This window comes from Sphingobacterium sp. SG20118 (assembly GCF_044740685.1).
In the GTDB taxonomy this organism is placed as follows: domain Bacteria; phylum Bacteroidota; class Bacteroidia; order Sphingobacteriales; family Sphingobacteriaceae; genus Sphingobacterium.
In genome coordinates this window covers 2,479,728-2,505,288 of sequence record NZ_CP172826.1, presented here as the reverse complement: position 1 = coordinate 2,505,288, position 25,561 = coordinate 2,479,728, and the positions used below count along the sequence as shown (strand labels likewise).

Annotated in this window: 22 protein-coding genes and 4 pseudogenes; 11 read left to right on the top strand and 15 right to left on the bottom strand. The window is 34.7% G+C overall.

Annotated features, from left to right (window positions below):
• Positions 1-225: 225 nt before the first annotated feature.
• The 5 genes and pseudogenes from ACFX5U_RS11700 to ACFX5U_RS11680 form a co-directional block, all read left to right on the top strand.
• Positions 226-384, top strand: coding sequence for a hypothetical protein (locus ACFX5U_RS11700; protein WP_400260780.1), 159 nt, complete (start codon positions 226-228; stop codon positions 382-384).
• A gap of 484 nt (positions 385-868) precedes the next feature.
• The gene (locus tag ACFX5U_RS11695; RefSeq protein ID WP_400260779.1) at positions 869-1,333 is read left to right on the top strand and encodes a DUF4279 domain-containing protein; all 465 of its coding nucleotides are present in this window, start codon (positions 869-871) and stop codon (positions 1,331-1,333) included.
• A 403-nt stretch (positions 1,334-1,736) separates the two neighbouring features.
• A pseudogene (locus tag ACFX5U_RS11690) lies at positions 1,737-1,877 on the top strand (RHS repeat-associated core domain-containing protein); the annotation flags it as partial.
• A gap of 159 nt (positions 1,878-2,036) precedes the next feature.
• Entirely contained in the window at positions 2,037-2,510 is a 474-nt protein-coding gene (locus tag ACFX5U_RS11685; protein WP_400260778.1) for a hypothetical protein, read from the top strand.
• Between the two features lie 34 nt (positions 2,511-2,544).
• A pseudogene (locus ACFX5U_RS11680) lies at positions 2,545-2,661 on the top strand (IS3 family transposase); the annotation flags it as partial.
• 489 nt (positions 2,662-3,150) lie between these two features.
• On the opposite strand, the gene ACFX5U_RS11675 reads toward ACFX5U_RS11680, so the two are convergent.
• The 4 genes from ACFX5U_RS11675 to ACFX5U_RS11660 form a co-directional block, all read right to left on the bottom strand.
• Positions 3,151-3,852: a hypothetical protein gene (locus tag ACFX5U_RS11675; RefSeq protein ID WP_400260777.1), complete on the bottom strand. Its 702-nt coding sequence runs from the start codon at positions 3,850-3,852 to the stop codon at positions 3,151-3,153.
• 10 nt (positions 3,853-3,862) lie between these two features.
• Positions 3,863-5,710 (bottom strand): hypothetical protein, encoded by a 1,848-nt coding sequence (locus ACFX5U_RS11670; protein WP_400260776.1) that lies wholly within the window; start codon positions 5,708-5,710, stop codon positions 3,863-3,865.
• Positions 5,711-6,332: 622 nt separating this feature from the next.
• Positions 6,333-6,650, bottom strand: coding sequence for a hypothetical protein (locus ACFX5U_RS11665; protein ID WP_400260775.1), 318 nt, complete (start codon positions 6,648-6,650; stop codon positions 6,333-6,335).
• 77 nt (positions 6,651-6,727) lie between these two features.
• A complete protein-coding gene (locus tag ACFX5U_RS11660) occupies positions 6,728-7,228 on the bottom strand; it encodes a YdeI/OmpD-associated family protein (protein ID WP_400260774.1) in 501 nt (166 codons plus the stop codon).
• A gap of 380 nt (positions 7,229-7,608) precedes the next feature.
• Here ACFX5U_RS11660 and ACFX5U_RS11655 point away from each other — a divergent pair, with 380 nt between their 5' ends.
• Together ACFX5U_RS11655 and ACFX5U_RS11650 are read left to right on the top strand one after the other, a co-directional pair.
• Positions 7,609-8,808 carry a hypothetical protein gene (locus tag ACFX5U_RS11655; protein ID WP_400260773.1) on the top strand — a complete coding sequence of 400 codons (1,200 nt, stop codon included), beginning with the start codon at positions 7,609-7,611 and terminating at the stop codon, positions 8,806-8,808.
• Positions 8,805-10,019 (top strand): hypothetical protein, encoded by a 1,215-nt coding sequence (locus ACFX5U_RS11650; protein WP_400260772.1) that lies wholly within the window; start codon positions 8,805-8,807, stop codon positions 10,017-10,019. Before ACFX5U_RS11655 ends, ACFX5U_RS11650 begins: the two co-directional genes overlap by 4 nt.
• 424 nt (positions 10,020-10,443) lie before the next feature.
• Here the strand turns inward: ACFX5U_RS11650 and ACFX5U_RS11645 are convergent, their stop codons facing one another.
• The 9 genes and pseudogenes from ACFX5U_RS11645 to ACFX5U_RS11605 form a co-directional block, all read right to left on the bottom strand.
• The gene (locus ACFX5U_RS11645; RefSeq protein WP_400260771.1) at positions 10,444-11,229 is read right to left on the bottom strand and encodes a hypothetical protein; all 786 of its coding nucleotides are present in this window, start codon (positions 11,227-11,229) and stop codon (positions 10,444-10,446) included.
• Between the two features lie 273 nt (positions 11,230-11,502).
• Positions 11,503-11,874 carry a GNAT family N-acetyltransferase gene (locus ACFX5U_RS11640; RefSeq protein ID WP_400260770.1) on the bottom strand — a complete coding sequence of 124 codons (372 nt, stop codon included), beginning with the start codon at positions 11,872-11,874 and terminating at the stop codon, positions 11,503-11,505.
• 118 nt (positions 11,875-11,992) lie between these two features.
• Positions 11,993-12,163, bottom strand: coding sequence for a hypothetical protein (locus ACFX5U_RS11635; protein WP_400260769.1), 171 nt, complete (start codon positions 12,161-12,163; stop codon positions 11,993-11,995).
• Positions 12,164-12,886: 723 nt separating this feature from the next.
• Positions 12,887-14,206 (bottom strand): serine hydrolase domain-containing protein, encoded by a 1,320-nt coding sequence (locus tag ACFX5U_RS11630; RefSeq protein ID WP_400260768.1) that lies wholly within the window; start codon positions 14,204-14,206, stop codon positions 12,887-12,889.
• Positions 14,207-14,830: 624 nt separating this feature from the next.
• Positions 14,831-15,460: a YIP1 family protein gene (locus tag ACFX5U_RS11625; RefSeq protein ID WP_400260767.1), complete on the bottom strand. Its 630-nt coding sequence runs from the start codon at positions 15,458-15,460 to the stop codon at positions 14,831-14,833.
• A 101-nt stretch (positions 15,461-15,561) separates the two neighbouring features.
• Positions 15,562-16,068 carry a polysaccharide biosynthesis C-terminal domain-containing protein gene (locus ACFX5U_RS11620; protein ID WP_400263587.1) on the bottom strand — a complete coding sequence of 169 codons (507 nt, stop codon included), beginning with the start codon at positions 16,066-16,068 and terminating at the stop codon, positions 15,562-15,564.
• A gap of 147 nt (positions 16,069-16,215) precedes the next feature.
• Positions 16,216-16,941, bottom strand: a pseudogene (locus tag ACFX5U_RS11615) (lipopolysaccharide biosynthesis protein); the annotation flags it as partial.
• Positions 16,942-17,422: 481 nt separating this feature from the next.
• Positions 17,423-17,775: pseudogene (locus ACFX5U_RS11610) on the bottom strand (integrase core domain-containing protein); the annotation flags it as partial.
• 269 nt (positions 17,776-18,044) lie between these two features.
• Positions 18,045-18,401: a winged helix-turn-helix transcriptional regulator gene (locus ACFX5U_RS11605; protein ID WP_400263586.1), complete on the bottom strand. Its 357-nt coding sequence runs from the start codon at positions 18,399-18,401 to the stop codon at positions 18,045-18,047.
• 107 nt (positions 18,402-18,508) lie between these two features.
• On the opposite strand from ACFX5U_RS11605, the gene ACFX5U_RS11600 reads away from it, so the two are divergent.
• Both ACFX5U_RS11600 and ACFX5U_RS11595 read left to right on the top strand, forming a co-directional pair.
• Positions 18,509-19,603, top strand: coding sequence for an LLM class oxidoreductase (locus tag ACFX5U_RS11600; protein WP_400260766.1), 1,095 nt, complete (start codon positions 18,509-18,511; stop codon positions 19,601-19,603).
• A gap of 470 nt (positions 19,604-20,073) precedes the next feature.
• On the top strand, positions 20,074-21,099 hold the full coding sequence (locus ACFX5U_RS11595; protein ID WP_400260765.1) for a hypothetical protein: 1,026 nt from the start codon (positions 20,074-20,076) through the stop codon (positions 21,097-21,099).
• A gap of 208 nt (positions 21,100-21,307) precedes the next feature.
• Here the strand turns inward: ACFX5U_RS11595 and ACFX5U_RS11590 are convergent, their stop codons facing one another.
• Positions 21,308-22,123 carry a hypothetical protein gene (locus ACFX5U_RS11590; RefSeq protein ID WP_400260764.1) on the bottom strand — a complete coding sequence of 272 codons (816 nt, stop codon included), beginning with the start codon at positions 22,121-22,123 and terminating at the stop codon, positions 21,308-21,310.
• Positions 22,124-22,372: 249 nt separating this feature from the next.
• Positions 22,373-22,738 (bottom strand): winged helix-turn-helix transcriptional regulator, encoded by a 366-nt coding sequence (locus ACFX5U_RS11585; protein ID WP_400260763.1) that lies wholly within the window; start codon positions 22,736-22,738, stop codon positions 22,373-22,375.
• Positions 22,739-22,892: 154 nt separating this feature from the next.
• Here ACFX5U_RS11585 and ACFX5U_RS11580 point away from each other — a divergent pair, with 154 nt between their 5' ends.
• Together ACFX5U_RS11580 and ACFX5U_RS11575 are read left to right on the top strand one after the other, a co-directional pair.
• Complete coding sequence (locus tag ACFX5U_RS11580; protein WP_038697719.1) at positions 22,893-23,567, top strand: YceI family protein; 675 nt, start codon at positions 22,893-22,895, stop codon at positions 23,565-23,567.
• A 234-nt stretch (positions 23,568-23,801) separates the two neighbouring features.
• Positions 23,802-25,538: an alpha-L-rhamnosidase C-terminal domain-containing protein gene (locus ACFX5U_RS11575; RefSeq protein ID WP_400260762.1), complete on the top strand. Its 1,737-nt coding sequence runs from the start codon at positions 23,802-23,804 to the stop codon at positions 25,536-25,538.
• Positions 25,539-25,561: the final 23 nt, after the last annotated feature.

Here is a 25,561-nt window from a genome sequence, read left to right as displayed (position 1 = left end):
TTCTTCTTCAGTCGGTTGTTTCGCAAATTTGTGTATTTCGGCTCCTTACGCTCATCTTGTTCAAAGTATTTATAGTCTTTCTCTCATTTAAAATGAATAATTCTATCCAGAATTCTTTACTTTTAAATACTCCAGTTTTTAGGGAGGAGGTCAATGGCGAAGTAAGATGTTTAATCATACCCGATCTGCTGAGACTTGGCTTTTTGATATCTATATAGTGCGGAGATGCTCTTTAGTTTGGCAGCCTTAATGAAACGGATCGGTGGTGGCGAAGATGAGTACATTTCCAAAAATCAGGCACTCATGAACTCACTTCGTTCGGATACGGGGTTAGGTTTCTATGATGCGGAGATAGGCAGGTGGAATTCTTATAGATTCAATTAAAGGATGTCAGTTATTATATATTACGACAGGGCGCAGGATTAAAACTAAAGTTAATTGAAGAGTTAACAAAAAAACAAATCAAAAAGAAAAGTAATGTTGCTTATATATATAATAATTGCGATTGTAGCTTTAAGCTACATTTGGTACTTAATTAAAAAGAAAAGGGATGAGGATGATAATATTTGGGATTACTCTATGACCTTCAGAGGTTTTATGGGAGCATTATTATTGCTTATATTTATGATACTGAATATAATCAAGATTTTATTTTAATCTCCAAAATTAATATTATGATACTACTTCCAAGTGGAATAGGGATTTATATAAGCCGGTTTAGCGAACAAAACTATAAAATGTTAGTACCTGATACATTGGTGTAATATTTAGCATGCAGATGGTATTGCAGAGATTATTAGTGATCTAGACCTAAGACTAATCAAGTTATTAGTAATTTGTTTGACTATTTACCATAATTAACGTAAACATGAATGAGAACTATTTTTTATACAAAACTCATTGTGAGATAATAATATTGCCTAAGGTGGCTTCTCCTTCCTCTATTACAGAGGAGTTAGGAGTTGCTCCTTCAAGGTTTTTTAAAAAGGGGGATCAAAGCATTTCCAAGAAATCTGGTTCTGTAATAACAAAACCTTATGATTTATGGGCATTTGGGTTAAATTCTACCTGTTTGAAAGTAGAAACAATTAGTCATCATATTCATCATTTAAAAACTACATTTTCATTGAAAATTGATATTTTGAGAAAATATAAGGAAAGCTCAGATTATGATGTTAGTTTTTGGGTGTGGATTGAATCCGATAACGTAGGTATCGGTTTAGATTTGGATAGCGAGGAACTTGATTTTATTAATAGTATTACCAATAAAATGCATATCTCCTTTATCGCTAATAAAGATTTTGATAAAGATGTTGTACGGTTTGACACTTAAGTAATTCATCATATATAATAAGAGTAAGAGTTCAACTTGTAATATTTTTAATGTTCCGTCTGTAATTCAGAAGCAGGATTATTCATTATCAATATGTTTTTCATAAGTATTCATGAACTTTCTTTGGTCGGTTATTATCTATTTTAAAAGACAAAATCAATTGCAACAAGTGTATATAACCGAAAGAGCGTAGCGATGAGCTCATTTGTACCTTTAAATGACAGATAAATAATACAAATATTAATTATCTTTATAATGTTAAAGAATCCGGGTATAGGGAATATGAGGACTATATAAAACAAATAATTACCGAATAAATCCAGGGCGAGCTTGGAGACCAGTATGATTATTAGTTCTTTAATTTTCTTGTTAAGGTACTCATGAACTCACTTCGTTTAGTTACGGGGCAAGGTTCTACGATGCTGAAATAGGCAGGTGGAATGTGGTGGACCCGATGGCAGAAATGTATTCTTCTTACTCCCCATATGCCTACGTAGGAAACGATCTCATTCTTTTCCACGATCCTAACGGCATGTGCCGTTAGGATGCAATCAGGTGTATATATTAGTGAAACTGTTAGACTGTTTTTTGCCTCATAGGAGCTGTTCTAGGGGCATTGATTAGGGGATTAGGAGGCGGTTATTTGGGAAGTAATATCGCAGGTAAAGGTGTTAATTATTATCATGGTAAATAATTTAGAACTATGGAAAAATATTTTAATATAGTACATTTTTGCTTGTATAAAGCACATTACAAATTACATTTATTCACCGAGAAATTTAACCCCTTTAGATTACTTTTTAAAATCCCTTTTATTAAACAAAAGGCAGAAGAAAAAGGAGTAGATTTAGATAGATCTGTCGATATAGCCTTTGGAGACAAGCAATTTGGTCTTAGTACTGTAGCTGCCGGAGGTTTCCTAGGTGGAGAATTGGGTCTTTTCCTTTTTTCTGTTTTGATGATGATGAAGGTAGCTATATCTACACCACTTATAATAGGTTGTGGGCTTGGATCTGGCCTGATCTGTTATGTGTTTGTTTTTAAGCAGGATAAGTACATAAAACACTTTGATAAATATGAGAAGTGGTCAAGGCAAGAAAAACGGAAATATGGCTGGTTGACCGTAGGGTCAATACTTTTTGTCTTGTTTTCCTTTTATCTTTGTCTGGTGCTTTGATATCGGGGGATAAACAATAACAACACTGCCCAATATAGCCGAAACACGAAGGAAACGTTATGGACTCTGGTGTGTCTAAATTCTTTTACGTCGTGAAGGCTGGTCTGATAATCACAAACGTGTCTATCGGATTTACAAGGAAGAAGGTCTTTTCTTCTTTTAATTGTAGCATGTATCCTCGCTGATACCCATTGTACGACAGACTTCCTCCAGTCAGGTACCCATCTTATACTTCTAGATCGCAAAGGCGATCTGTGCTTCGATAATCCGACTGAAGGGAGCTCATACGAAGCATAACTTTCTTCGATCTTTTCATCGTTTTTTCTCCTATTTAAAATTAGTAATTCAATCCCGAATTCTCTACTTTTAAATACTCAAGTTTTTAGGGAGGAGGTCAGGAGATAAACTCTTTCCGTTGTAAAGACCTTGCATAGCTTCCTCTTTGAAGCTTTCAAAACGACGAGGCTCTCTTGAATACAATTAAAAATAAATATGAATGTAAAATCGAATGGGGTCTTTTCTTTCATGACCATGTCGTTTGAATAATTAAATATAAAAAATATAATTAAATTATTCCGTTGACACAGTTTATGTTACACTCTCATAATTGTCGCTATTTTAAGGTAAGATTACAAATTCATTAGTCAATAAATTTGTATCTCAAGCCTAATCCAACACGAAGCCCAGACCAATCAATTTTAGTATCTCTCATCTCACTACTTTTACCAGGTATTTCAGCATTATACCCAACACTAAGGTTAGCTCCTAAAGACTTTATAAAATTCCACTGAACACCAACATTAGGTGTAATTGAATACCCCGTTGATTTGGATTCAACAATATGCTTTTTATCAATTTCCTTTCGACCAGATTGAGTTTCATAATATCCATTTGAAGTAATATTATTAATTGTTATTGCAGGAGAAATCTCAGCAAAAAGGGATAGATTCTTATTTTGCCCTTGATTGGTTTGGAAGAAAAAATTTCGATATAATGCTCCGATACGATAAGCATTTGCATTCAAGTTATAAGCAATTGCACCGGAATAATCCGAGTAAGCCAATCGACCTCCTGTAGATAAATAAGTGACATTGATTCCATAGTCACTACTTTTAACTGAGTAGGTAATTTCACCATAATTGGTATAATGATTTGGAAAATTGTCGGTAATTGAAATAGGAACTGGATATTCTAATTTAATTCCACTTTGAATGACATTCAAGAATGAACTCATTTCGGACATTTTATAATTACCAATGCCAAATCTATATCCAAACCCAATTTGTGCCATTGAGGTTATAGTCATCAGTAACAATGCAATACTTAATATTAGTTTTTTCATGATTTTTAAGCTATTGGCCGATATTGACATAATTGTTATTAAGAATAATATTGTTGTTTAAAAGTCTCGCTTCGTAAGGATGGAAGTAAAGGCCAGTTGTCATGCTAAAAACAATAGTGCTATATTTACTATCCATAACATTGATGAGCGAATTAGAGGAGAAATTTTCATCCTTAAACAAGATTTTTCCAGTGAATTTATCAAAGCATATAAATTCGCCGGCCACCTTTTTAATTACTTTTAAGCTTGGCAATTCACAAATTGTGAAATAATTATCAATGGATTGAAGAACAACTTGGTCTTGAATTAATGGGTGAAATTCAATGGCATTTAGAGTACGACTCCCTGTTTTCTCGGCTATTACTTTATATTGATCATTTTCATATCTATAAATTTTGTACCAACCATTATTATAGCTCGCAGAACTTGTAGCATATCTGCCGTCCGCAGAAATACCAGGAAAGAACTGTCCATTAGCTTCTCTTTTTTCACTCAACAATTTACCAGAGTTTAAATCATAAATTTCATAATGATATAAATTATTGTTTCCAACTAGGATTTTATCATCATTGGTCAAATAATAGACTGGAAAATCATCACTAGCATAAGTTCTAATTTTTTTGCTGAAAGTGAAATCCGAATACACCTCGATTTTTGGTTTAGTTTCATAAACATCACTTCTTAAATGAACTGCAACTTTCCCTGTAGCTGGGGAAACTTTAAAAGAGCTGATGTAATAAGGATATTGTACAAGATCTGGATTTTTACTTTTCATAACAAGATCATCAATTCCATAATTTCTAATTCCGTAACCATTTTTGTAACCTCGCATGGAAAGGATTAAGTTGTTTTTAACGTCTCCTTCAACCAAGATCAAATGAGCATTATCTATTTCGGTATCACCATATTTTTGTTCTTTAAAATAGTTGATAACCTTCGGATATTTAGCGTAATCCCATGTGTCAGCTTTTTCTGGTAAGATATACAGTTCATAATACTGTTCTTCTTGAAAAGGAAATGCTGGTCTATACACTTCAGCATTATTTTTACCTAAAGGTATTGTTAGTACATTTTCTTTCCATACGAGAACGTATTTGTTTTCAATGCCATCTGGATGGGTCCATTTTATATCCAAATTTAGATTTTTTAAGGTACTTGTCTTGAAATAATTACTCGTGAAAACTTTATATTTCACAGAATAAAAATCTTCTTTTGCTGGAACTTTGTTACCCTTATATTTTGTAATTATTTTATATGTTTTAGCTCCATAGGAATAATCATCATCGACAAAACTAGTTTTGCTATGATCTGAAATTTGATCAATGAGGATCTGATCTAAATTGTTGAAATTATATATTTCATAACTTTCAATTTCGGCTCCTTCAAGATTTGGCTTCTTCCAATAAATCTCTAATTTATTAGAAGAATTAATCCGCTGGTTAATATTCAAATTTACCTGAGGATTCACATATTTTATTGGGTATATAAATTCAAAACTTGATTTCTCCTCGCCTAAAACTTCAGCTAAGCTTCCAGTGCCTGAAGAAAGCTCTAGTTTCACCTTCACTACATCCGAACCGTTTCCTATAAGATCCGAGGGATTTAAATGCAATACTTCCTTTTCGCTACCAATCAGCTTATTATTAAGATAAAACTCTTGTTTAGCAATAGATCCAGAAGTAGTATTGATAGCATACAATAAATCGGTCGAAGCATAGATATAAATGGTTTGACCACTTGGTATGTCCGCTAGGTTCATGGTTACCTTTACACTTTTATCTGGTTGTTTAATTTCATGAAAATTCAGGTCTTCACTTTCATATTTACACGAAATAAGACATAATATATTAAAACACATGTATATTTTAAAAATACATAGTAAGTTCTTGCGACGCATATAGATTAATTGATGGTTTTTATTTGTAGTCCAAAATAACTAAAAATATTTAATATCTTAAGTCTCTTTTTAATTAAATTTCACTTAATGATTAAAAAAACACTTTAACTTTGTTTTTTTTAATCGACTTAATCCCATTTAGATCTTTAATTAGGCCACACAGTTAAACTTTCTCTCACGTTTTCACTATTTGTTTAACAACCAAATCTTTGAATAATTTCCGGTCGATTGCTGATAATATTTGACTAAGAGCGTTTAAATTTACCATTGCGGTGTATTAAAATTTAGTGATTTAAATAAAGCAATTTATTGTAAAACCAACCAAGCTGTAAATACTTTTGACCTCTTGCCAAAAAAAAACGGAACATTTTAAATTAGTAATTCCATCTGGAATTCTCTACTTTTAAATACTCCAGGTTTTAGGGAGGAGCTCAATGGAAAGTGGAGTAGATGTTTTGATGATCATTTTCTTAATAACTTTCCAATGATGGCACCTGATATCAAAGTGGGAATAAAACCAAAGAAGAATATCCAGAATAATGGTTTAGCGTAATAATCAAAGATTGCTTCCGAAATAGGGTCCTTAAATTGGATGTTCGATGGCAAGCCTTCCTGTATAAAACCGACTGTAGAAACCAGCTAATGTACCGATGAAAAGGACAAGGAAAGAGGCTAATACTCCATGATAGATGCGGATTCGATTCATTTTACTAAGCACAAGACCACAGCCATATGCAGATGCGTAAAACCCTATAATACCTATTGAAAAATTAAGAAAAAAATCTTGGATAAAGTCGAATACCTCGGACAGTTTAAAACTAACCAGACAATAATAGATAATAAATACAATAAGCAGGTTGAAACTAATAGTATTAAATAGTATTGTGGTATCCTTTTTCATTTGATTATTATACCTAATTCTTTAACTTGATAATTTGGATGTACGAGTAGGTGAGGGTAGCATACAACTAAGTGGCATTAGTCAAGCATTTTTTTTCCAATAAACGTACTTTTTCCTAACAAATAATTAACAGCCCTTTCTATAATTCGATTTCGGCTTTTTTCTGTTTTTAAAGAAGAAATGTATCGCACCATTTCTTTTTGCATTGATGGTGTAAGATTATCGAATTTAGCCTTCGCCTCCAAATGATTATCTAATGCTGCAATTAATTGAGGGTGAGGTTTTATAGTTCTATCTGACGGGTCAAATACAATCGTTACTTCGATGGTTTCTCCAATTCGCTTAGGTGAATTTTTGAGCATTGTTGTATTTATATAAAGTCGCCATTCTCCGCTATATCTTACTAATGTCTGTTTGTACGGAATGTTGTTGATTGTTCCTTTTATAGGAATATGCCCTTTGTCTTTTTGGGCTTGAACAAAAATTGAATGCAAAATATTATCAGGTAAATACACAAATGGATTTATTCCAATTATATCAATTTCTGCCAAAAATATGGATGCTTTATTTTTATTCATTTTTCTGTTTGTCGTTGGTTTTGGTGTCGTTCTACAATGACCGCTAACATTGTTTTTTATGAAATACCGTGGGTTGAACCTTCGTGAAACAATACCTATACCCGCACTTCGTTAAAGTACCTGCTAATATAATTAAATATTTGTAAATTAGGTTTTTACTAATTATAATTTTATGAATAACGAAATGATTTGCTCTAAAATAACACTATGTAAATATGGATAGCTAAACAATTCTATTAACTTTATCTACTAGTGTCTTTTTAATGTTATTTTAGGTGTAGAAATTATAGACCTACAGGTATTTGATTAAAAATATATTGTTACCCTGTATATCGCTTTCCGCTGTGTTGGAAGAAGTGAGCGTTATTAAATTATATTCAATGAGAAGATATACACTACTTTTTCTTTTGGTTTTATCCGGATTACGTGCCTTACCACAAGCAGTATATTCCAACATTCCAGATAGTGCCGCTATGTTCCCAAAGAAATATGGAACATTCGAACGCTATGCATTTGTGCTTAATGGAAAGGTAATCGAGCAGCAAACATTGGTCAATAATCCAGAGTCAAAATTGAATAACATTCTCCCTTATCCCATTAAGTTGGAAGGGAAGCGCTATCCCGGTGCTGTATATTTTCATAGTGAAGATCGGTATGCCCCTCCTGTGCGAAATGCCGATCATCCGGCCTATTTCATCAATGGCCGGCAGGTTAGTCCTTATCAGATTCGTTTGGCTAAAATGGAAGCATATAACCGGATCGCGAAGTCATTACAGGATACAACGATAAACGGTACCCTGTATCAGGGCTCCGTATTTGTGGATACCGATGAAGATTTCTTTGTGAACCGCATGACCATACCTGAGATTGTCAGGAAGTATACCGGATTACCGCTCGAAAATATCATCGTCCATTGGAGAAGCTCCACAAACCGCTATAGCTATGAAGATGAAATTGGTACGATAATCGAAAATAATTTCCCGCTATATTCATTCACAATCAGTAATCTTTCCGTTAAAAAAGTAGCGGTTGACTGTGTCCGCTTTGCCCAAGGCGAGCGATACGTTGTTCACCTTATCGACAATAGCTATAACTGGAGTAATCCTAAAGCTACCTCATTCTTTGAAGAGCCTTTGGCCATTGATACATTATTTCCGTGTTATGTGCCAGATTTTGATAAACAAGATTATAGTACTTTTACCCACTCGGAAATTGATGCCAAGCCCTACAAGGGTCTGAATTTTTACTTGAATAAATTAGCATCGACGATGGGACTTCCTGCAGTTAAACCCAGTACGGCTACACAGACAGATTCGATCACCGTTCAGTTTCTCGTACTCAAAGATGGTATGATTGCCAATCTAAAGAGCTTAGAACCAGGTAAGCCCGGTCATGTAGCGATACTTAATGCAATTAAAAAAAATGCCTGTGTCTGGTCTCCCGCCATCATGGGTAGTAGGCCGATATTATTTCGTCGAAAAATGATAATCTTCTACAGTAAGGATAAAAAAGGAAATATCCAATCGCTAGATGGCCTTGAATTTCGCTATAATTTCGTTCAAGCCCAAAACAATACATGATCACGAACTATATGAGATACCTTTCACTATTCTTTACCCTGTTGGTCAACATTCTTGTTGCACGATCCCAGCAGTTAACAGTCAACACTCCGGACAGTACAGCATTATATCCGAAGCAATATGGAACGTTTGAAAATTATGCATTTATATTAAATGGTACACGCATTAACATGCACGAGCTACTCAATTATCCGGAGACGAGACTTGGTCGAGTATTTGATCATAACTCAGGGATTTACAGTCAATATCAAGGCGTTGTGTATTTACATACACCATGGTATCCACCTTCACCTGCCGATCAACATGCCGATGATCCTGCCTATTTTATCAATAATATACAAGTCAGCCCGTATGCTATCCGTTCTTCAATAGTAGAACAATATACCGCTATCAAGAGATCGGAGCAGGATACCCTTATTGACGGCATTCTGTACCAAGGTTCTATACATGTGGATACCGATGAAGATTTTTTTGCCAGCCGCATGACCATACCCGAGGTTGTCAAGAAGTATACCGGTTTACCGCTCAAAGATGTCATCGTACATTGGCGTAGCAGCCATTGGGACGCTTCGAATCCAGGCGTTATTATTCAAGATCACTTCCCTTTATATTATATCAACCCCAAAGGTCTGCAGGAAGTGAAGGTTGACCGGATCCGGTTTGCCGAGGGCGAACGCTATTTCGTACATCTGGTAGATCAAGGATATCGGTACAGCAATTTTACCGAAAAAGGTTGGAGGAGGCCCCAAAAGAACTTAATGGTTTTCGATGAGCCAATGGCTTTCGATCCGACAGCGCCCTGTTATATGGCTGATTTTGATATGGCGGGTAAAGATATCCGCCACCGTGCACAAAGGGAACCTGAACCATCTCTGGGAGAATCAGCTTATCTAAAGAAGCTATCGACAAACATGGATCTACCTACTGAAAAACCTGGAACAAAAATGACTCCTGACTCGATAACCGTCCAATTTATTGTTCTTCATAACGGAGGAATTACTGGGCTTGAATCCATAAGTCCGCAAAAGCCTGCTCATGTAAAGATTTTACAGGCCATCAAGCAGCATTCCTGCGTCTGGTCCGCTGCATTGGAGAATAGAAATACTTTATTTTTTAAACGAAAAATGGTGATCTTCTACAGTAAAGATAAAAAAGGAGATATTCGGTCGCTGGATAGCCTTGCATATCGTTACGATGATCATATATTTTAATAAGAGCGATATAGATAAATAGTTGTTCAATGACTTGTTTACTAACCTATAGCTACTTATATCTGTATATTTGAAGTTTTCAAAAGTTTGTGCAACAATTTTTCTTTGAGCATTATAGGAAAATGTATTTTATCTCTGAAATCTCCAATTGCTCCACTGTTTTAGATACTTTGTCGTAAGTTCGTGCATAATCTGTAGGAAGCCATTATGAATATTTTATTCTTTCTTCAATCCACCAACCTCACAATCTTCCCATCTTCAGAAAATTCAAATATTGACTTGTCTTTAAGGCGCAGTTCTTGGCCTTTCTTCTGGTCATTTGGAAGATCTTTGGCCAACAAAGTGGCAAGCGCCTAAATAGATTAAAGAAATTTCAGCAATCTAAAATGTAAATCTTGTTAAATCATTTTTCCTGACTTGATTTTTAATAATAAATAGGGCTATAGTTCTTAGTATCTTTTATCTTTAATTTCCTTGTTCTGCCAGTTACTGAAACATGAATAGTATTGGTTTGATCCAATTTCACAAAAATATCCACTAGACCACGTATAGGTGCACCACTACTATTTGTCATTGGGAACCAGATACCAGAGTTCTTTGTGCTTTGAATTACTTTTAATACGTATTTGGAGAATGATGAATGTTTTCCTTCAATTAAATCAATATCCCCTAAAGTTTTATCTTTTTCAATTATGGCTTGAAATATTAGTACAGAGTCAACAAGAGGTTCATTCTGCTTATTTTGAAAAGATTGTTGTAATTCAGTCCGAAGTTTCCCAACATTACAGAAGGCATTACTAAGCCATGGAGCTGAAATGTATTGAGATGTTATTGTTGATTTTTTTAATTGTACCGACAATAAAGCATCATTTGTTTTATTTTTCTCCTGAAGTGAATCGGGCTTGAACTGATATAGAAAAGTTATTATATCCTTGTATTTATTTCGAAGGATAAACTGGTCTCCTAAAAAACTTAAGTCATAGCTGTCTGCTCTCGTCTTTTTTCCAGTGAAAGAATTAAAATATAATTCAAGAAAATAAGGTGCGCCATACCGGTATTCAACTCGTATTGAGTCAATCTCAATATGTTTTTTAAACATTAGGTTTAAACTGTTTAATTTAAGTTCGTTATTAAAACTAGATAGGTTTTCAACCTGAGCTTTAAGGTCGACAGATAAAAATAATACAACCAAAAAAAATAATACTTTCATTTTTTGTATTTTTAGTTTCAAGAGTGATGATGTATAACTCGACATTTACCCCTTAATTTCATTATTAAGCTCTGCCTTAGTTTCACCGTCGACAACAATTATTTCTACGATAACATTTACCATTAATTTGGACTGGGGGACAATCAGAATTTTTTTATACTTTTTTGCTCATCTTCAGATAATTCGCTAGGGAACTAGACCTTTATCAGATAAATTCTAGTTTCCTCATCCTAAGGATGGTATCCCTGTCCAATGTACTCAAATCCTAATTTCTCATAGTATCCGATATGGTCGGTGGAGAGGTTTAGATATGGAAAGCCAATTTTTTTTTGTATCCGTCTTTGCTTGCTCAATGAGTAGGTTTCCATAATTCTGTCCTCTGTGCTGCTCATCAATATATAGTGCACACAACCATGGATACAAATCCATTCGGCTAATGAAATCATTCGTAATTAAGCCTGCACAACCGATAATTTCATTTTCTTTCTCTAGAAGATACCATTGTGGTAATGATTGCGTAGCATTTATACAGTTTGAGATGCAATCTTCATATATAATTGGTAATACTTCAGACCAACTGTTTTGGAAGTATTGGATTGCTTTCTCTTTATATTCTGGATTTTCTCTTACGGAAATTATTTTCATTTTAGCTGTGTACTTTTATGTAAATACTCGTTATATTTTCTGTTCATTATCCTTTTTATTGATAAAGATTATGCTTCGATTTTTGATAGAACCATATTACGGTTATAATAACTAGAATTTACAATTGTTCATTTTGATATTCCTTTTTATATGCTTTAACGAAATCTTGAAGTGCTTTGACGAATCCAGGATTATTTACCTCTTTTAAATTACCTTCTTTATCAGGTGTTTTAATTTTTTGAGACATTCCATATTTAAGTAAATGCTTATATTCTTTTTGTAATGCCACAGCAAGTCCAGTAGATACTCGTGGGATAGAGTTATTAAGGTCTAAATTGTCAATTTCTAAATATTAAATAAGTATAATAGCCAAAAAGAGGAGTAAACCTATTATTAAAGAACTAATTGGTTTTACAAAATTAAGCGTGTACCCATGCATACTAGATGATCTTTTAGAAATCAATAGGCGAGTATCTGAAGGGTTATAATAGAATATACCAAACTTATAAGATTTTTGATTATCCATTGGTCGTTCGTTAAATGATTTAGAATAATGAGCATTACGCCTTTAAAAGTTTAGGTTTTCTGCTTTTATGTTAGCTTAACCCATGTTTGGCAGCTTATTAAAGGTAATAAATTAATGTTAAAATTTCTAATTTTTAGATTCTTCCACAGTATATATTAAGATTTATAAACCTCTCTATTGTTTCCCTAGGATTGGCTGTTAACACTCCCTATCAGCCTGATGCATTCCTCTCGGATGACCCATAGTTCGTCAAGAGAGTAGGGGATTTTGTAATCTTCAATTCATTGAGCGAGGTATCCGCGATGAAGCTGTACTTTGAAATCGGTTATTTGATCTGCTTGTATTTCGACTTTTTTTAGCAGATCCAGCTCATAACTTCCATTTTCATCAGCCAATTTCTTAATAGTGTATGCTTCGTACTACAGGTGCCACAGAGTTCTTTAAATAACGCAAATTCATTTTCCTTATCGTAATCTAGCGTTTTTATCATTCTATTGTAAATTGAAATTCTCCACCTCCTTGTTTCAATGTCATTGTTTTTCCTACCGGTTCAAATTCTAAAACAATTCCTGCTTGATCAAATTTGAATTTATCTTTTTCTGTTGGTTCAAGTGGAAATGCAGATTGCCCTGTTGCTTGAGCGATGAGCGTTTTGTTGTCTTTTGTAATAGTAATTTTCAACGGGATTTGTTTGGAAGCGTAAATACCAACGTATTTGTCCAAATCTTCTGAAATTACCTCATGGCTTGAAAAATTTGGAATATCATAGGGTTTATTATAGACGGCACTTAAGACAGCAATAGCAATATTGTTATTATTAAAATTAGTTGCATTTGAAGTCAAAGAAAAATCAATATTTTCATCTGAAAAATGGGAAAAAACGGAACTAAAACCATCAATACCTCCCGTGTGCCCATACCCAATTTTGTCATAAAAAGGAATTTGAAATAAGCCTATGCCATATTTATCTTTGACGTCTTTCATGATTTCAAGATTTTTAGCATCGACTAATTTACCATTAAATAATGCATTGCTGAAATCGATCAAATCGCTTGGTGTCGAGACAATTCCACCAGCTCCCAAAGGAATGGAAATATCTGTTTCAGGTTGAAGATTCCATTTCTCATTAAACGTGTATGACTTAGATTCGCCTTTGGTTTGATTAATTTTTCCACCAATATAAGTATTCTTTAAATCAAGAGGTTGTGTGATGTAGTCTTTCAAAAGGTCTCCGTAATTTTTTTTGAAACTTTTTTCAAGAATATAAGTTAAAAGTACAAAATTTGAATTGCTATATTGGGCTTGGCTGTCAGGTGCAAAATCACTGCCCGCTTTTGCAATAATCGCTACCATTTCTTTTTCTGTCTTAGGTTGAGTGTTCCAAGTAAGGTAATCCTTATCATCGGTAAAATTATGTATTCCACTTCTGTGGCTTAATAAATGTTTTACGGTTATTTTTTCAGCATTCTTAATCGTTGGAAAATAATTTTCAATAGTTTGGTTCAACTCCAATTTTTTCATTTCTATGGCTTTCAAAACCAAAACAGATGTAAATGTTTTTGAAATGGATCCAATTCTGTATTTAGAATTTATATCTGCTTTCATTTTGTTTTCAACATCAGAAAACCCTACCGATTTTGAATAAATAAGTTTACCATTTTTTGATATAGCCACGCTTCCCATAAACTTATTATTTTGCTCCAGAGATGTGAAATACGAATCGAGTTTTTGTGAGTCGATATTTTGCGCATATATAGATGTCGAAATCAAAAGTAATACGAAGTAACTTAAATTTTTTTTAAGCATAATAATTTGTTTTATTTGATTGATAAAATTGATAGCAAGTTCGTAGCAAAGCAAAAGGAGCGTAGTAGTAACGGGATGGTGTTTGAAGACCATGCCTAAACTAAAAACGAGCTTGGGCATGGTTAAAATAAGCTTCTTACCATCCATTTATGACTTATGTAACCGACTTTCGTTTAGTGCTGACAATTTGTATCTCAATTCAAATTGGATTGATTAGTGTTATTGTAAAATCTACTTTAAAAATACAATCTTTCCATAAGTAAACCAAGTAATTGCGACTGCATTTTATTGTGATGCATGTGACCTCCTCCCAAAAAAACGGAGTATTTAAAAGTAGAGAATTCGGAATCGAATTCCATTGCCTCCGAGTCGTTTTGCGGTTATTTTGCAAACCTTCATATCCATTTTTCAAATAATTATCATACCATTTGATGATTTACATCCTACTTTTGAGTCAGCAAATAACTAAAACACTAACCACAGCAATCATTTATTTTAAATCATAATCCCGTACCAATTCCATCAAAGGAAAGGAAGTCCATCATTATTTTGATTCCATTTCATTAACAGTTGCCGGCTGATCCAATTCATTGCGTGAAATCCGACTCCTCTGCTGTCAATTTATTAAAATAAATATCCGCCTAATAAAGCAATAATTGTTACAAATATTATTATGGGCAAAATCATTGTTAAAATAGCTTTCCATATACTGAAGTTGCTAACAGTAGCAATTCCTAATACCATAAATACAGAGATATTAATTCCGATAATCCCGCTAAACATCATTAGAAATGTTTTAAAGATAGTCACACCTAGATTGTTATCATTTAACCAGAATGACTCACTGAAAAAGGAAATACCAAATATGGAAGAGCCGATAATATAGAATAGTAACATGGGTATTCCAGGTATAGAAGAGTAGGATATAACACGGAGGATATCTCCGGCACTCGCAACTCCTTTAAACCATCTTGCAATACCAGATAGGATATAACCAAATATAATATAGCTAATTAGACCTAACCCAGCTCCCAAAATAATTACTTTAAAGAAAAGCTCTGTCCACGTTTCGATATTAATTTTACCAGAAGATATACTTCCTAATCGCCCTCCTAAAACAGCTAAATAAAGAAACAACCAAGCATATTTGTTATAAGCGTTTTCTTGTGTAAACTTAAAAAACCACTTAGGTCTTTGATATAAATTGCTAATTATAAATTTAAAATCCTGATTTTCGCTTTGGTCTATATTCATTGTACAAGTGGTTCCCAAAATATAATTATTTAATGAAATATTACCAAACTATTTACTGTTACTCTTATTTATAACTATTATTAATTAATCGAAAGATTGAATCATGAAATAAATCTCCCTATTAATGGCATTTCTTTCAATTCCTTACGTTCCATCTTAAGAATAAATAGTGTATATAATATAAGTAGAATTGTTGCTGTCGGCAAACGTAAGGTGAGCTGCAGATTTTTACTTAAAGAAAGTGATAATGAATCAATACCCAGTTTTAAAAAGAAACAAATAAGCATAACACTTAGGTAGAGAAGTATACTCTTAACAGGATATGGTATATAGTAATACTTTTGTCCCACAAAATACGTAACTATCATCATGGCAGCATAACATGTCAGTGTAGTCCAAGCTGCCGCATATATACCCCAATCTGGAATAAACAGGTAATTACCTAGCAATGTAATAACAGCACCAAATAAAGTAATATATAAACCCATTTGCATACGATTAGTCAATTTATACCATACCGTTAAATTATAATAGATGCCTAAGCATATATTAGCACATAAAAGTATGGGTACGATGCCTAACCCTGACCGGTAAGAAGTGCCAATCATGTATTGCCAAATATCAAGATATAATGCTGAAAAGAGAAAAGCAAAAGAAAGGGTAATAACAAACCACTTCATCACTCGGGCATAAAGAGCTGAAGCATTTTTTTCTAAAGATTGATTGAAAAAAAATGCTTCTGCGGCCATTTTAAATGCCTGAATAAATAAGGTTATAAATATTGCTAGTTTATAATTTGCAGAATATATACCAACTACACTTTGCGAATCTACATTTGAAGGTAATAGTTTTGCTAACATCTGACGATCCATAACTTCATTGATCATACCCGCTAACCCAATAAAAATCATAGGTGCACTGTACTTAAAAAGCTGTTTCCATAATCGCATATTGATTTTAAAGCGAAAGTTCTTCCATTCGGAAAATAGCATAAGAAATACAATCAGATTCTGCAAAATATTGGCAAGTAAGAGAAGTCCAATTCGATTCTGACTCTTAAACCAATCTGTAATAGAGTAATCAAGATTATCTTTAGCATATTGGGGCATCCACACTAAAAATAATAATGTAAAGAGGATATTTACGATAATACCTAAAAGTTTTATAAACGCATATTTTTTGGGACGATTCTCTTGACGAAGTTTAGCAAAAGGAATCGAACACAATGCATCTAACCCGATCAGGCAAAGACACCAAACGATGTATTCCGGATGCCCATCTAGGTTCATAAAGTTATTAATGGGAACTTTAAAAAATGATAAAATGGTGATAAGGAATGCAGTACTAACCAATATAGAACCAAACGCAGTCTGGAAAAGTGATTGACGATTTATTTCTTGTTTATTGGAAAAGCGAAAATAACCTGTTTCAAATCCGTAGGTAAATATAATATTTGCGACTGCGATCCAAGAGTATAATAAGCTATAACCACCTTAATCGCGCACTCCGGATGCATCTGCCATCAAATATGTAAGAATGGGTGTTAATAAATAGTTGAGAAACTTTGCGCCAATGCTACTAACACCGTACCATATAGTTTGTCCTGCTAATTCTTTAATCGCTGCCAATAAAATTTAGATTTATTTACAATGATAGTAAAACTTTTATTAACATAATTACTTGTATTTTAGTATTTATTAAATCATTTCTAATTTTGCTGCACATATCGGAATATGCTTCCCCTAATTCTAATGTAATTTCCAAGAGTTCTTCTGCAATTCCTATCGATTGTCACATGGCTTTCAAGCTGATGATTGATCTCCTCCCATTTTCCGGACTATTCGAAAGTATAAAAATCGGCTATTTTGGTCTTCATTTCGATAAGCATTTCAGGAGTTAAAGCTCCTAAAAAGCATGGGGTCTAAAGGTATTATATTCTACCCGGCAGTCTTCAATTATCTACTTAGCATCCTCCAACGAAAGGAATCAATTGGTGTTTAAGCATTCATCTAGGAAGCTTCCGTTGTACGACTCAATATACGCATTATCCGTCGGTTTTCCAGGTCTGGAGAAAACGAGTTCAACTTTTTGTTCGTAGGCCCACCGATCCATTTTCTTTGAGATAAATTATTCACACGTGTCTGTTTTTATAGGAGTTCATGATTGCTTTGCAATTCAGACCCATTATCCACTTGAACTTTCTTTGGTTTGGCTCCTTTATTCAACCTCAGTTCTTCCAAAACTTCTACAACTTGAAAACCTTTTATCCCCTGTCCAACATGGATTGCCATGCATTTTCGGTTATAATTATCCACTTTAAAAGGAAACAACGATGTCAACATGGTTATTTTGTAGCGATACCTTCCAGTTGGACTTTCAGTGTTCCAAATAACCCTTTTATTTCAATTACCGTTAATGTGGTTTTAATGTAGTTGTTCGATATCCAATCATTAAATACGTCAAAATTTTTGAGGAACCCCTCGGCACCTGTTGCGTAAGTCGTACAAGACTGGATAAATTAGAAAAGTTCGAACTAGCCATAAATTCGCCATTTTTCCAATGCGATAATGTGAGTTCGTTCTCTTTACTCAAGTCTTTTATGCTTATTCCCCCATTTTTCCAATTCTCTTATAATTGGCTTTAGCTCATAACCAATTGTGGTCAATTCGTATTCAACACGAGGTGGAACTTCTGCATAAACAGTTCGTTTTACAATATTGTTTTCTTCTAATTTCCTTAGTTGTAGAGTTAACATACGTTCGGTAATATTAGGTATTCGTTTTTTAAGTTCTCCAAAACGTAATTTTCCGTTAGTTAAATGCCAACAAATGATTAATGTCCACTGTCCACCAATCAGATTTACAGCATAGATTTCTGCACATTCTTCGCTAAGATTTTGCTTGTTTTCAAAATTAACTGATGTTTCCTTTATTTTACCCATACTTACATTTTTGTTAGTATCATACAATTGATTGCTAATATACATAATTGCTTGTTTTGTCTTTAATTTTGTTTTGTAAAAATCAATCAGATAAATATTTAAACATAATGAGTACACACATTTCAATGTTGTCAGCACCGCAAACAATTGGCTTCAAACGTATGTTTGCAAAGGATAAATTAACCGTAGGAATATATTATCCTATAGCTTCTTATGATGGTGATATTCCAAATTTAGTTGGACAAGAAAAACTAGCAGAACAAGCTGATCTGGGAGGGTTTTCGGCAATTTGGTCACGGGATGTTCCGTTACGCGATCCTTATTTTGGCGATGTAGGACATGTGATGGATCCATGGATTTGGATGGCTCATATGATATCTCATGTTAAAACAGCAGCATTGGCAACAGGTTCGATAATTCTACCATTGCATCATCCTATTGATATTGCAAAGTCGGCCGCATCTATAGATCAACTCTCTGGTGGACGATTGGTGTTAGGTGTTGCAACAGGTGATCGTCCTGTAGAGTTTCCGGCGTTTAATGTCGAACATTCGGAACGTGGACAATTATTTAGGGAGTCGTTGGAATATATTGAAACCTTATTCACAAGTTCTGCACCTGTGCATAAATCTTCGTGGGGAGAAATTAACGGACAAGCAGAATTGATACCAAAACCAATTGGAAAGCGTATTCCCATTGGTATTACTGGTGGCAGCCAACAAACAATGCTCTGGAATGCACAGCATGCAGATTTTTGGTTGACTTATCCAAGACCTATATCACAACAAGGACTGTTGGTGCAGGAATGGAATCGTCTAGTTAAATCTTCGGGATCAAAAGTAATAAAACCTGTAGCTCAGTCACTCTATATTGATTTGGATGAAAACCCAGATGCAATGCCTATACCTATTCGTTTAGGGTTGCGTTCAGGTCGGAAAGGGTTGATATACTTTTTGAAAAATCTAGAACAAATCGGAATAGGACATGTTGCATTTAATGTAAAATTCAATAGAAGACCTATGAAGGAAACACTTCAAGAAACTGATAGAGGAAGTCATTCCACACTTCCCAAGACATGGAAGATAGAAATAGTTTTGTTCCTTTTGTTTCGTGTCATTTTCGCGATTATTGTCTTCCAATATTTCGGATATAATTTGTGCTCTATTTCTGTCAGTATGATATCCGCATACATTGGAGTCTAGTAAGATTTTATATCTTTTATCGTCGGTCTATTTAATTATAATAGATCGGCGATTTTTGTTTTTCTGCGTATATACAACTTAATGTTTCCCCACTTACTCCAAGGTATTGACCTCCTCCCTAAAAACCAGAGTATTTAAGCGTAGAGCTTGAATTACTAATTTTAAATAGGAGGAAAAACAATCAAAAATAAGTCATGCTTCGCAAGAGCTCTCTTTATTATGGCAAAGAATCCCGTTACAGGGGACATGAGGGTTATAAATATCAATTTATTACAGAATAAATCCAGGGCGAGCTTGGGGGGTAGTACGATTATTCGTTTATTGATTTTCTTGTTAAGGTACTTATGAATTCACTTCTTTCGGTTACGCGCTAGATTTAATGATGTTTTATTTAGTATTATAAACTAAATTAATTAGTTTTTATGAATATTGTTTTGTATCTTTAGTGTAATAACCAATTCACTGAATTTATGAATTCAAGACAGACTGATCCAGGCATTATTCCGCGTAAGCAGAATGATGAGTTGCTCAAAGGCGTATTCGAGGAAAATTTTCATGATTTTTTACTCTTTATGTATCCGAATGCAAAAGAGTTATTTGATTTTGATCGTGGATTTTCATTTAAGAATAAGGAATTATTTAAGATCATCCCCGACCGTGAGCGTTCAGATGGTAAGCGTATCGCAGATCTATTAGCGAAGGTTTATCTGAAGGATGGTACGGAGAAGTGGATTATGGTACATACCGAGATTGAAGGCGGTAATAGTTCCGATTTTGCGCATCGTATTTTTCAATATCATTATCGTATTCGTGACAAGTTTGACGTACCAGTGGAGACTATTGCAGTCTTTACCGGCGATCGGAAGCAGCGTAGACCTTGCGAATATTTGGAACAGGGGATACACACCTCTATACATTTCAAATACTTGTCCTACCAAATTTTTGACAACTCGGCGACAGAACTTTTGGATTGTGATAATATCTTTGCTTATATTGTGGTAGCCTGTCAAAAGGCATTACTGGAAGGTAAGGTTGCAGAAGAGGAATTGGCCGAAGATCGAAGTACGATTGTTCGCGCCCTATTGGCGAGTAAGAAATATGATAAAGAGCGGATTATGCATTTTTTATTTTTCTTAAAAAGCTTTATCTTTATACAAGATGAAACAATAAACAATAATTTTGATTCATATATTTACCAAGTGTCTGGAGGCACGATCAACATGGGAGTTATAGAAATAATTAAAAAACAAGAAAGAGAAGCTGGAATGTCAGCTGGAATTGAACTTGGACGTTTAGAAGAGCGTGCTAAGATTGTTGCAGAAAAGAAAAGGATTGCAGAGGAAAAGCATGCATTGGAATTGAAACTTCAAACGATATTGGAAGACGCTCATAAGCAAGCATGCCATTCAGCTCGCATGATGCTTGAAGTAGGTGTTGATAAAGAGAAAATTGCTAAAGCTACAGGCCTTTCCATTGAAGAGATTGAAAAACTATAGTAGGAATACTATAAGATATATTGAACCGATTGTTACCAATCGGTTTTTTTGTGTCTTTGTAATTGATTTATTACCATCATTAACCATATATTTTGGACTCAATCCTTAACTTTCATTTCCTTCAGCTGGATTAAATAATAAGCCTACAATACGTCGGGGCGTGAATCTATAAAGGAAGCGAAGCAGAAAATAAAATATAATATTACGTTTATTCTGTGAAAGTGTTTTTTAACGCTATAATTAAGTTGTTGATAAAAACCGTTCTTTTTTCCTCAGATAGCAGGTCTATAGATAAAAAAGGGTTTAAATCTTCCAGTTCAACCAATAGAAGAGAGCCATCTGTTAATCGGCAAGCATCAACTCGTGTAATGCCGTGCTTGATACTATTCCATTTAATAAATTTCTCCGCAAACACGAAATCATCCGCTGTAGGAATATATTCAACCAATTCCCAGCGCTTATTTTTGTCCGGTGCATATAAAGCGTATTGAAACGATTCATTCAAATAATAATAAGACACTTCATACTCGAAATCAATGAATGGTTGTATTAATTTTCCCGCTGGTTGCGCATCCATTAATTCTTGATGTGTTAAGATTTCCATTCCAATTGAATCTGCCCCATTTTTTAATTTCACGATGTAACGCTCGTGATTGCCAATTACATTAATCTCGGCTAATCTTTCAATAGTTGGTATAACGGGATATTTTTGATGGGTTAGGTCGACCAAATACTGTTTTCCTAAGATATCTGCTTTTCCATCAAAGGAATTGAACGTTAATATATTTTTTAGCTTAACTTCTGTCAGAAATTGTTGAAAATATTCCTGATAACCAAGTACTGACCCCGTATTCCTAAACACGACTAGATCTGCTTTGTCAAGATTTGATATGGCCTGATGTGGATGTCCAATCAGTATGTTAAAGTGGTTTTTAAGTTTCGATGTAATGTAAAGGTCTTCCTCATAGTACTTTCTTCCTTTTGCTTCGTAATAGAGGTCTGTTAAATATAATAATGTTTTCATCTGAATTGTTATCGATTCGTTAAATGCTACTAATATTCCAATATACAAGGAAAGTTGTTCATTTTCAAGCTACACACCATTATTGAATATTCCAAAATCCCTCCTAAAAATTTTCGTTGTCAAAAGTCATACTAAATTGAACATGTAAATCTTAAATAGTGAAGAAGGCTTGTGATATAGGCGTTGCTAATGATAATCTAGTGAAAATAAATCTGTTACTTAAATAGTATCATTTAGCGTTGCTGAACATCAATTTGTTTTCTTATATAGCGCCTCACGGTAGGCCACTCCCCATTTTGCGACTTCATCAATAATGGGTCCTAATGTTTGACCATATTCAGTCACCTCGTATTCTACGGTAATGGGTTTTGTATTCATCACCGTACGGCTGATCAAATGGTTCATTTCCATATCCTGCAATTCTTTAGATAACATTTTGGCTGCGATACCATCGACTTCACGTAGCAGATCCATAAAACGCATTTTACCGCCTTCCATGAGGGTGCCTAGGATGTGGAATTTCCATTTCCCTGACAATATTTCCATAGTATCTTTTATGGCAATCATGCGTGCTTTACAGGCGGGTTTATCTTTTAATGTTGGATTTTTCTTCATCTTTTTAACTGAATGACAAAATTACGTCGTAAAATTACCGATTCTGTAGTTAGTTTCCTATAGGAAACCAGTTTCAAAAAGGAAACTGATGACGATAGTAAACTATCACTATGTTACTTTTGCACAAGATTTAATTAAAAGAAATTATATAAATATGAAAAAATTATCAGTTTTAGCAGTATTGGCTTCTGTAATATTAGCTTCTTGTGGCGGTGCAAACGGTGATAAAGCACAAACGGGAACAGAGCAACAAGTAGCGGAACAACAGGGTACAACTTTTAATGTTGATTCAACGAGTTCAATTATATGGAAAGGTTACCATAAAGGTGGTTTCGATCCAAGATTTGGTACTTTGAACAGTGAAGGTACAGTATCTGTTGCAGATGGTGCAATCACAGGTGCAACGATTACGATCGATATGAACTCCGTAAAAACAGATGAAAGTGCAGTGGATCCAGCAAAAACAGGTGGTAAAACAGCGGCTGATCTAGATGGTCACTTGAAAACTGGTGACTTCTTTGAAGTTGAAAAATACCCAACTGCTAAATTTGAAATTACTGCTGTAACGGCTTTTGATGCTGCTAAAGATAAAAGTGTGATCGCTGATGCTACGAATATCATCAGTGGAAACTTAACGATCAAAGATAAAACAGTGAATGTTACTTTCCCTGCGAAAGTAAGCGTAACAGAAAATGAAGTTACGGTACAATCTAAATTTACGATCAATAGACAAGATTGGGGATTGGCATACGGAACAGAGGGTGACCCTAAAGATTGGATGATCTCTCAAGAAGTGGATATGGAGTTGAATATCAACGCTAAAAAATAATAAATAAACGAATGCGCAGGTAATGATAACATGCAAACAGCATAATTATCTTACTTAATACCTGCCTTTTAGAAAAAATGAACCGTTATAGGCCATCGCCTGTAACGGTTTTTTTGTTAGTCCATCGACGACTTCAAATTGTCTCCCAGACACTGAATCCCACCTTTTTTCATGACAGCGCAGGATAGTATCGCTTGATTTATTTATATATTTATCATTTAGAACTATACCATTATGAAACCTAGTCCAGTGATTATTTGCCTGTTATTTTTAATAACCTGTTTTCCTGAAATTCATGCACAAACCAAATTAAGCGACCAGCATGATCAAATCAGTCCGTTAACGACTGCCTTTGTCTATCCTGAGCGTATCGTATGGAAGGAGGGGAACGTGATGCACGACGAATACTTACTCCGAAAAGGTAATGGCCAAGCAAATCTTCATAATCCACATACCGTTATTTTGAAAAATGATCAAGATCATAGTAAAAGTAGTGTATTGTTAGACTTTGGTAAGGAAATGAACGCTTCACTTGATATCATTACGGGCATGTGGGGAGGTAATAATCTACCAAAAAGTGTACGCATTCGATTTGGTGAATCTGTAAGTGAAGCGATGTCGGAAATTGGCGTCAAGGGTGCGACGAATGACCATGCCTTACGTGATTTTACAATGCAAGTGCCTTGGCTAGGTCGTAACCGTTCTGGGGAGTCTGGATTCAGATTTGTCCGTATTGATTTTCTAGAACCTCATGCTGAATTACATTTAAGAGAGGTACGAGCTGTAGCTACTTATCGCGATGTCCCATATTTAGGGAGTTTTAAAAGTAGTGATGAAAGACTTAATAAAATATGGGAGGTGGGGGCTTATACCGTACACGTCAATATGCAAGATTATTTATGGGATGGGATAAAAAGAGACCGCCTGGTTTGGGTCGGAGATCTTCATCCTGAAGTGGCAACCGTAAATGCCGTATTTGGCTTTAACGATGTTGTACCTAAGAGTCTAGATCTGGCGAAAGAATCGACTCCGCTGCCAAGTTGGATGTCTGGACACAGTAGTTACTCGATGTGGTGGATCATCTTACATTATGATTGGTATATGAATCATGGGAATAAAGCCTATCTAGCAGAGCAACAAGATTATTTACAAGGATTGGTCAAGCAGATCATTGGAAAGGTTGTCGATGGTACAGAAAAGATGGATGGTGCTCGATTTTTAGATTGGCCATCAAGTGAAGATAGTATTGCTGTCCACGCAGGTCTTCAGGCACTAACCATTAAATCACTGGAAAACGCTTCTTTTCTTTTTGAAGTTTTAAATGACCGCAGCTCAAAAAAATTATGTGATGAAACTGTTGCTGAAATGCGGAAAAAAGTTCCGGCTCATAACAATTCGAAACAAGCGGCTGCATTGCTATCATTAGTGGGATTGATGGATGCAAACACTGCGTATACAGATGTACTCGCAGTGGGTGGCGCCAAGAATTTCTCAACCTTCTATGGTTATTACATGCTTGAAGCGATGGCGAAAGCGGGTAAATACCAAGAGGCAATGGACATCATTTCGACTTATTGGGGTGCGATGCTAGATTTGGGAGCGACTACATTTTGGGAAGATTTTAATATGGATTGGCTGCCCAATGCTGCGCGCATAGACGAATTGGTACCTGAGGGGAAAACAGATATACATGCTGATTTTGGCGCTTATTGCTACCTTGGTCTACGTCACAGTCTAGCACATGGATGGGCTTCAGGTCCAACGGCTTGGATGTCTTCACATATACTCGGGATTCAGGTGGATGAACCAGGGGGAAAGGTCTATACGGTAAAACCTCATCTCGGTGATCTGACTTGGGCGGAGGGAACTTTCCCGACACCATATGGGCTGATACACGTGAAGCATGTAATGGAAAATGGTCGTGTAAAATCGGTCATTAAAGCACCTAAAGAAGTTAAGATTATACAATGAAGTACTTCATCAATTTAAGAAAA

Excerpts from the sequence above, each read along its gene's own strand:
- ACFX5U_RS11590 (WP_400260764.1), bottom strand. The coding sequence starts at position 22,123 with ATGAAAACATTATTATATTTAACAGACCTCTATTACGAAGCAAAAGGA.
- ACFX5U_RS11630 (WP_400260768.1), bottom strand. The coding sequence starts at position 14,206 with ATGCTTAAAAAAAATTTAAGTTACTTCGTATTACTTTTGATTTCGACA.
- ACFX5U_RS11620 (WP_400263587.1), bottom strand. The coding sequence starts at position 16,068 with ATGATTGGCACTTCTTACCGGTCAGGGTTAGGCATCGTACCCATACTT.
- ACFX5U_RS11655 (WP_400260773.1), top strand. The coding sequence starts at position 7,609 with ATGAGAAGATATACACTACTTTTTCTTTTGGTTTTATCCGGATTACGT.
- ACFX5U_RS11580 (WP_038697719.1), top strand. The coding sequence starts at position 22,893 with ATGAAAAAATTATCAGTTTTAGCAGTATTGGCTTCTGTAATATTAGCT.
- ACFX5U_RS11645 (WP_400260771.1), bottom strand. The coding sequence starts at position 11,229 with ATGAAAGTATTATTTTTTTTGGTTGTATTATTTTTATCTGTCGACCTT.
- ACFX5U_RS11640 (WP_400260770.1), bottom strand. The coding sequence starts at position 11,874 with ATGAAAATAATTTCCGTAAGAGAAAATCCAGAATATAAAGAGAAAGCA.
- ACFX5U_RS11595 (WP_400260765.1), top strand. The coding sequence starts at position 20,074 with ATGAATTCAAGACAGACTGATCCAGGCATTATTCCGCGTAAGCAGAAT.
- ACFX5U_RS11665 (WP_400260775.1), bottom strand. The coding sequence starts at position 6,650 with ATGAAAAAGGATACCACAATACTATTTAATACTATTAGTTTCAACCTG.
- ACFX5U_RS11670 (WP_400260776.1), bottom strand. The coding sequence starts at position 5,710 with ATGTGTTTTAATATATTATGTCTTATTTCGTGTAAATATGAAAGTGAA.
- ACFX5U_RS11675 (WP_400260777.1), bottom strand. The coding sequence starts at position 3,852 with ATGAAAAAACTAATATTAAGTATTGCATTGTTACTGATGACTATAACC.
- ACFX5U_RS11605 (WP_400263586.1), bottom strand. The coding sequence starts at position 18,401 with ATGGGTAAAATAAAGGAAACATCAGTTAATTTTGAAAACAAGCAAAAT.
- ACFX5U_RS11660 (WP_400260774.1), bottom strand. The coding sequence starts at position 7,228 with ATGAATAAAAATAAAGCATCCATATTTTTGGCAGAAATTGATATAATT.
- ACFX5U_RS11625 (WP_400260767.1), bottom strand. The coding sequence starts at position 15,460 with ATGAATATAGACCAAAGCGAAAATCAGGATTTTAAATTTATAATTAGC.
- ACFX5U_RS11600 (WP_400260766.1), top strand. The coding sequence starts at position 18,509 with ATGAGTACACACATTTCAATGTTGTCAGCACCGCAAACAATTGGCTTC.
- ACFX5U_RS11650 (WP_400260772.1), top strand. The coding sequence starts at position 8,805 with ATGATCACGAACTATATGAGATACCTTTCACTATTCTTTACCCTGTTG.
- ACFX5U_RS11585 (WP_400260763.1), bottom strand. The coding sequence starts at position 22,738 with ATGAAGAAAAATCCAACATTAAAAGATAAACCCGCCTGTAAAGCACGC.
- ACFX5U_RS11700 (WP_400260780.1), top strand. The coding sequence starts at position 226 with ATGCTCTTTAGTTTGGCAGCCTTAATGAAACGGATCGGTGGTGGCGAA.
- ACFX5U_RS11695 (WP_400260779.1), top strand. The coding sequence starts at position 869 with ATGAATGAGAACTATTTTTTATACAAAACTCATTGTGAGATAATAATA.
- ACFX5U_RS11685 (WP_400260778.1), top strand. The coding sequence starts at position 2,037 with ATGGAAAAATATTTTAATATAGTACATTTTTGCTTGTATAAAGCACAT.
- ACFX5U_RS11575 (WP_400260762.1), top strand. The coding sequence starts at position 23,802 with ATGAAACCTAGTCCAGTGATTATTTGCCTGTTATTTTTAATAACCTGT.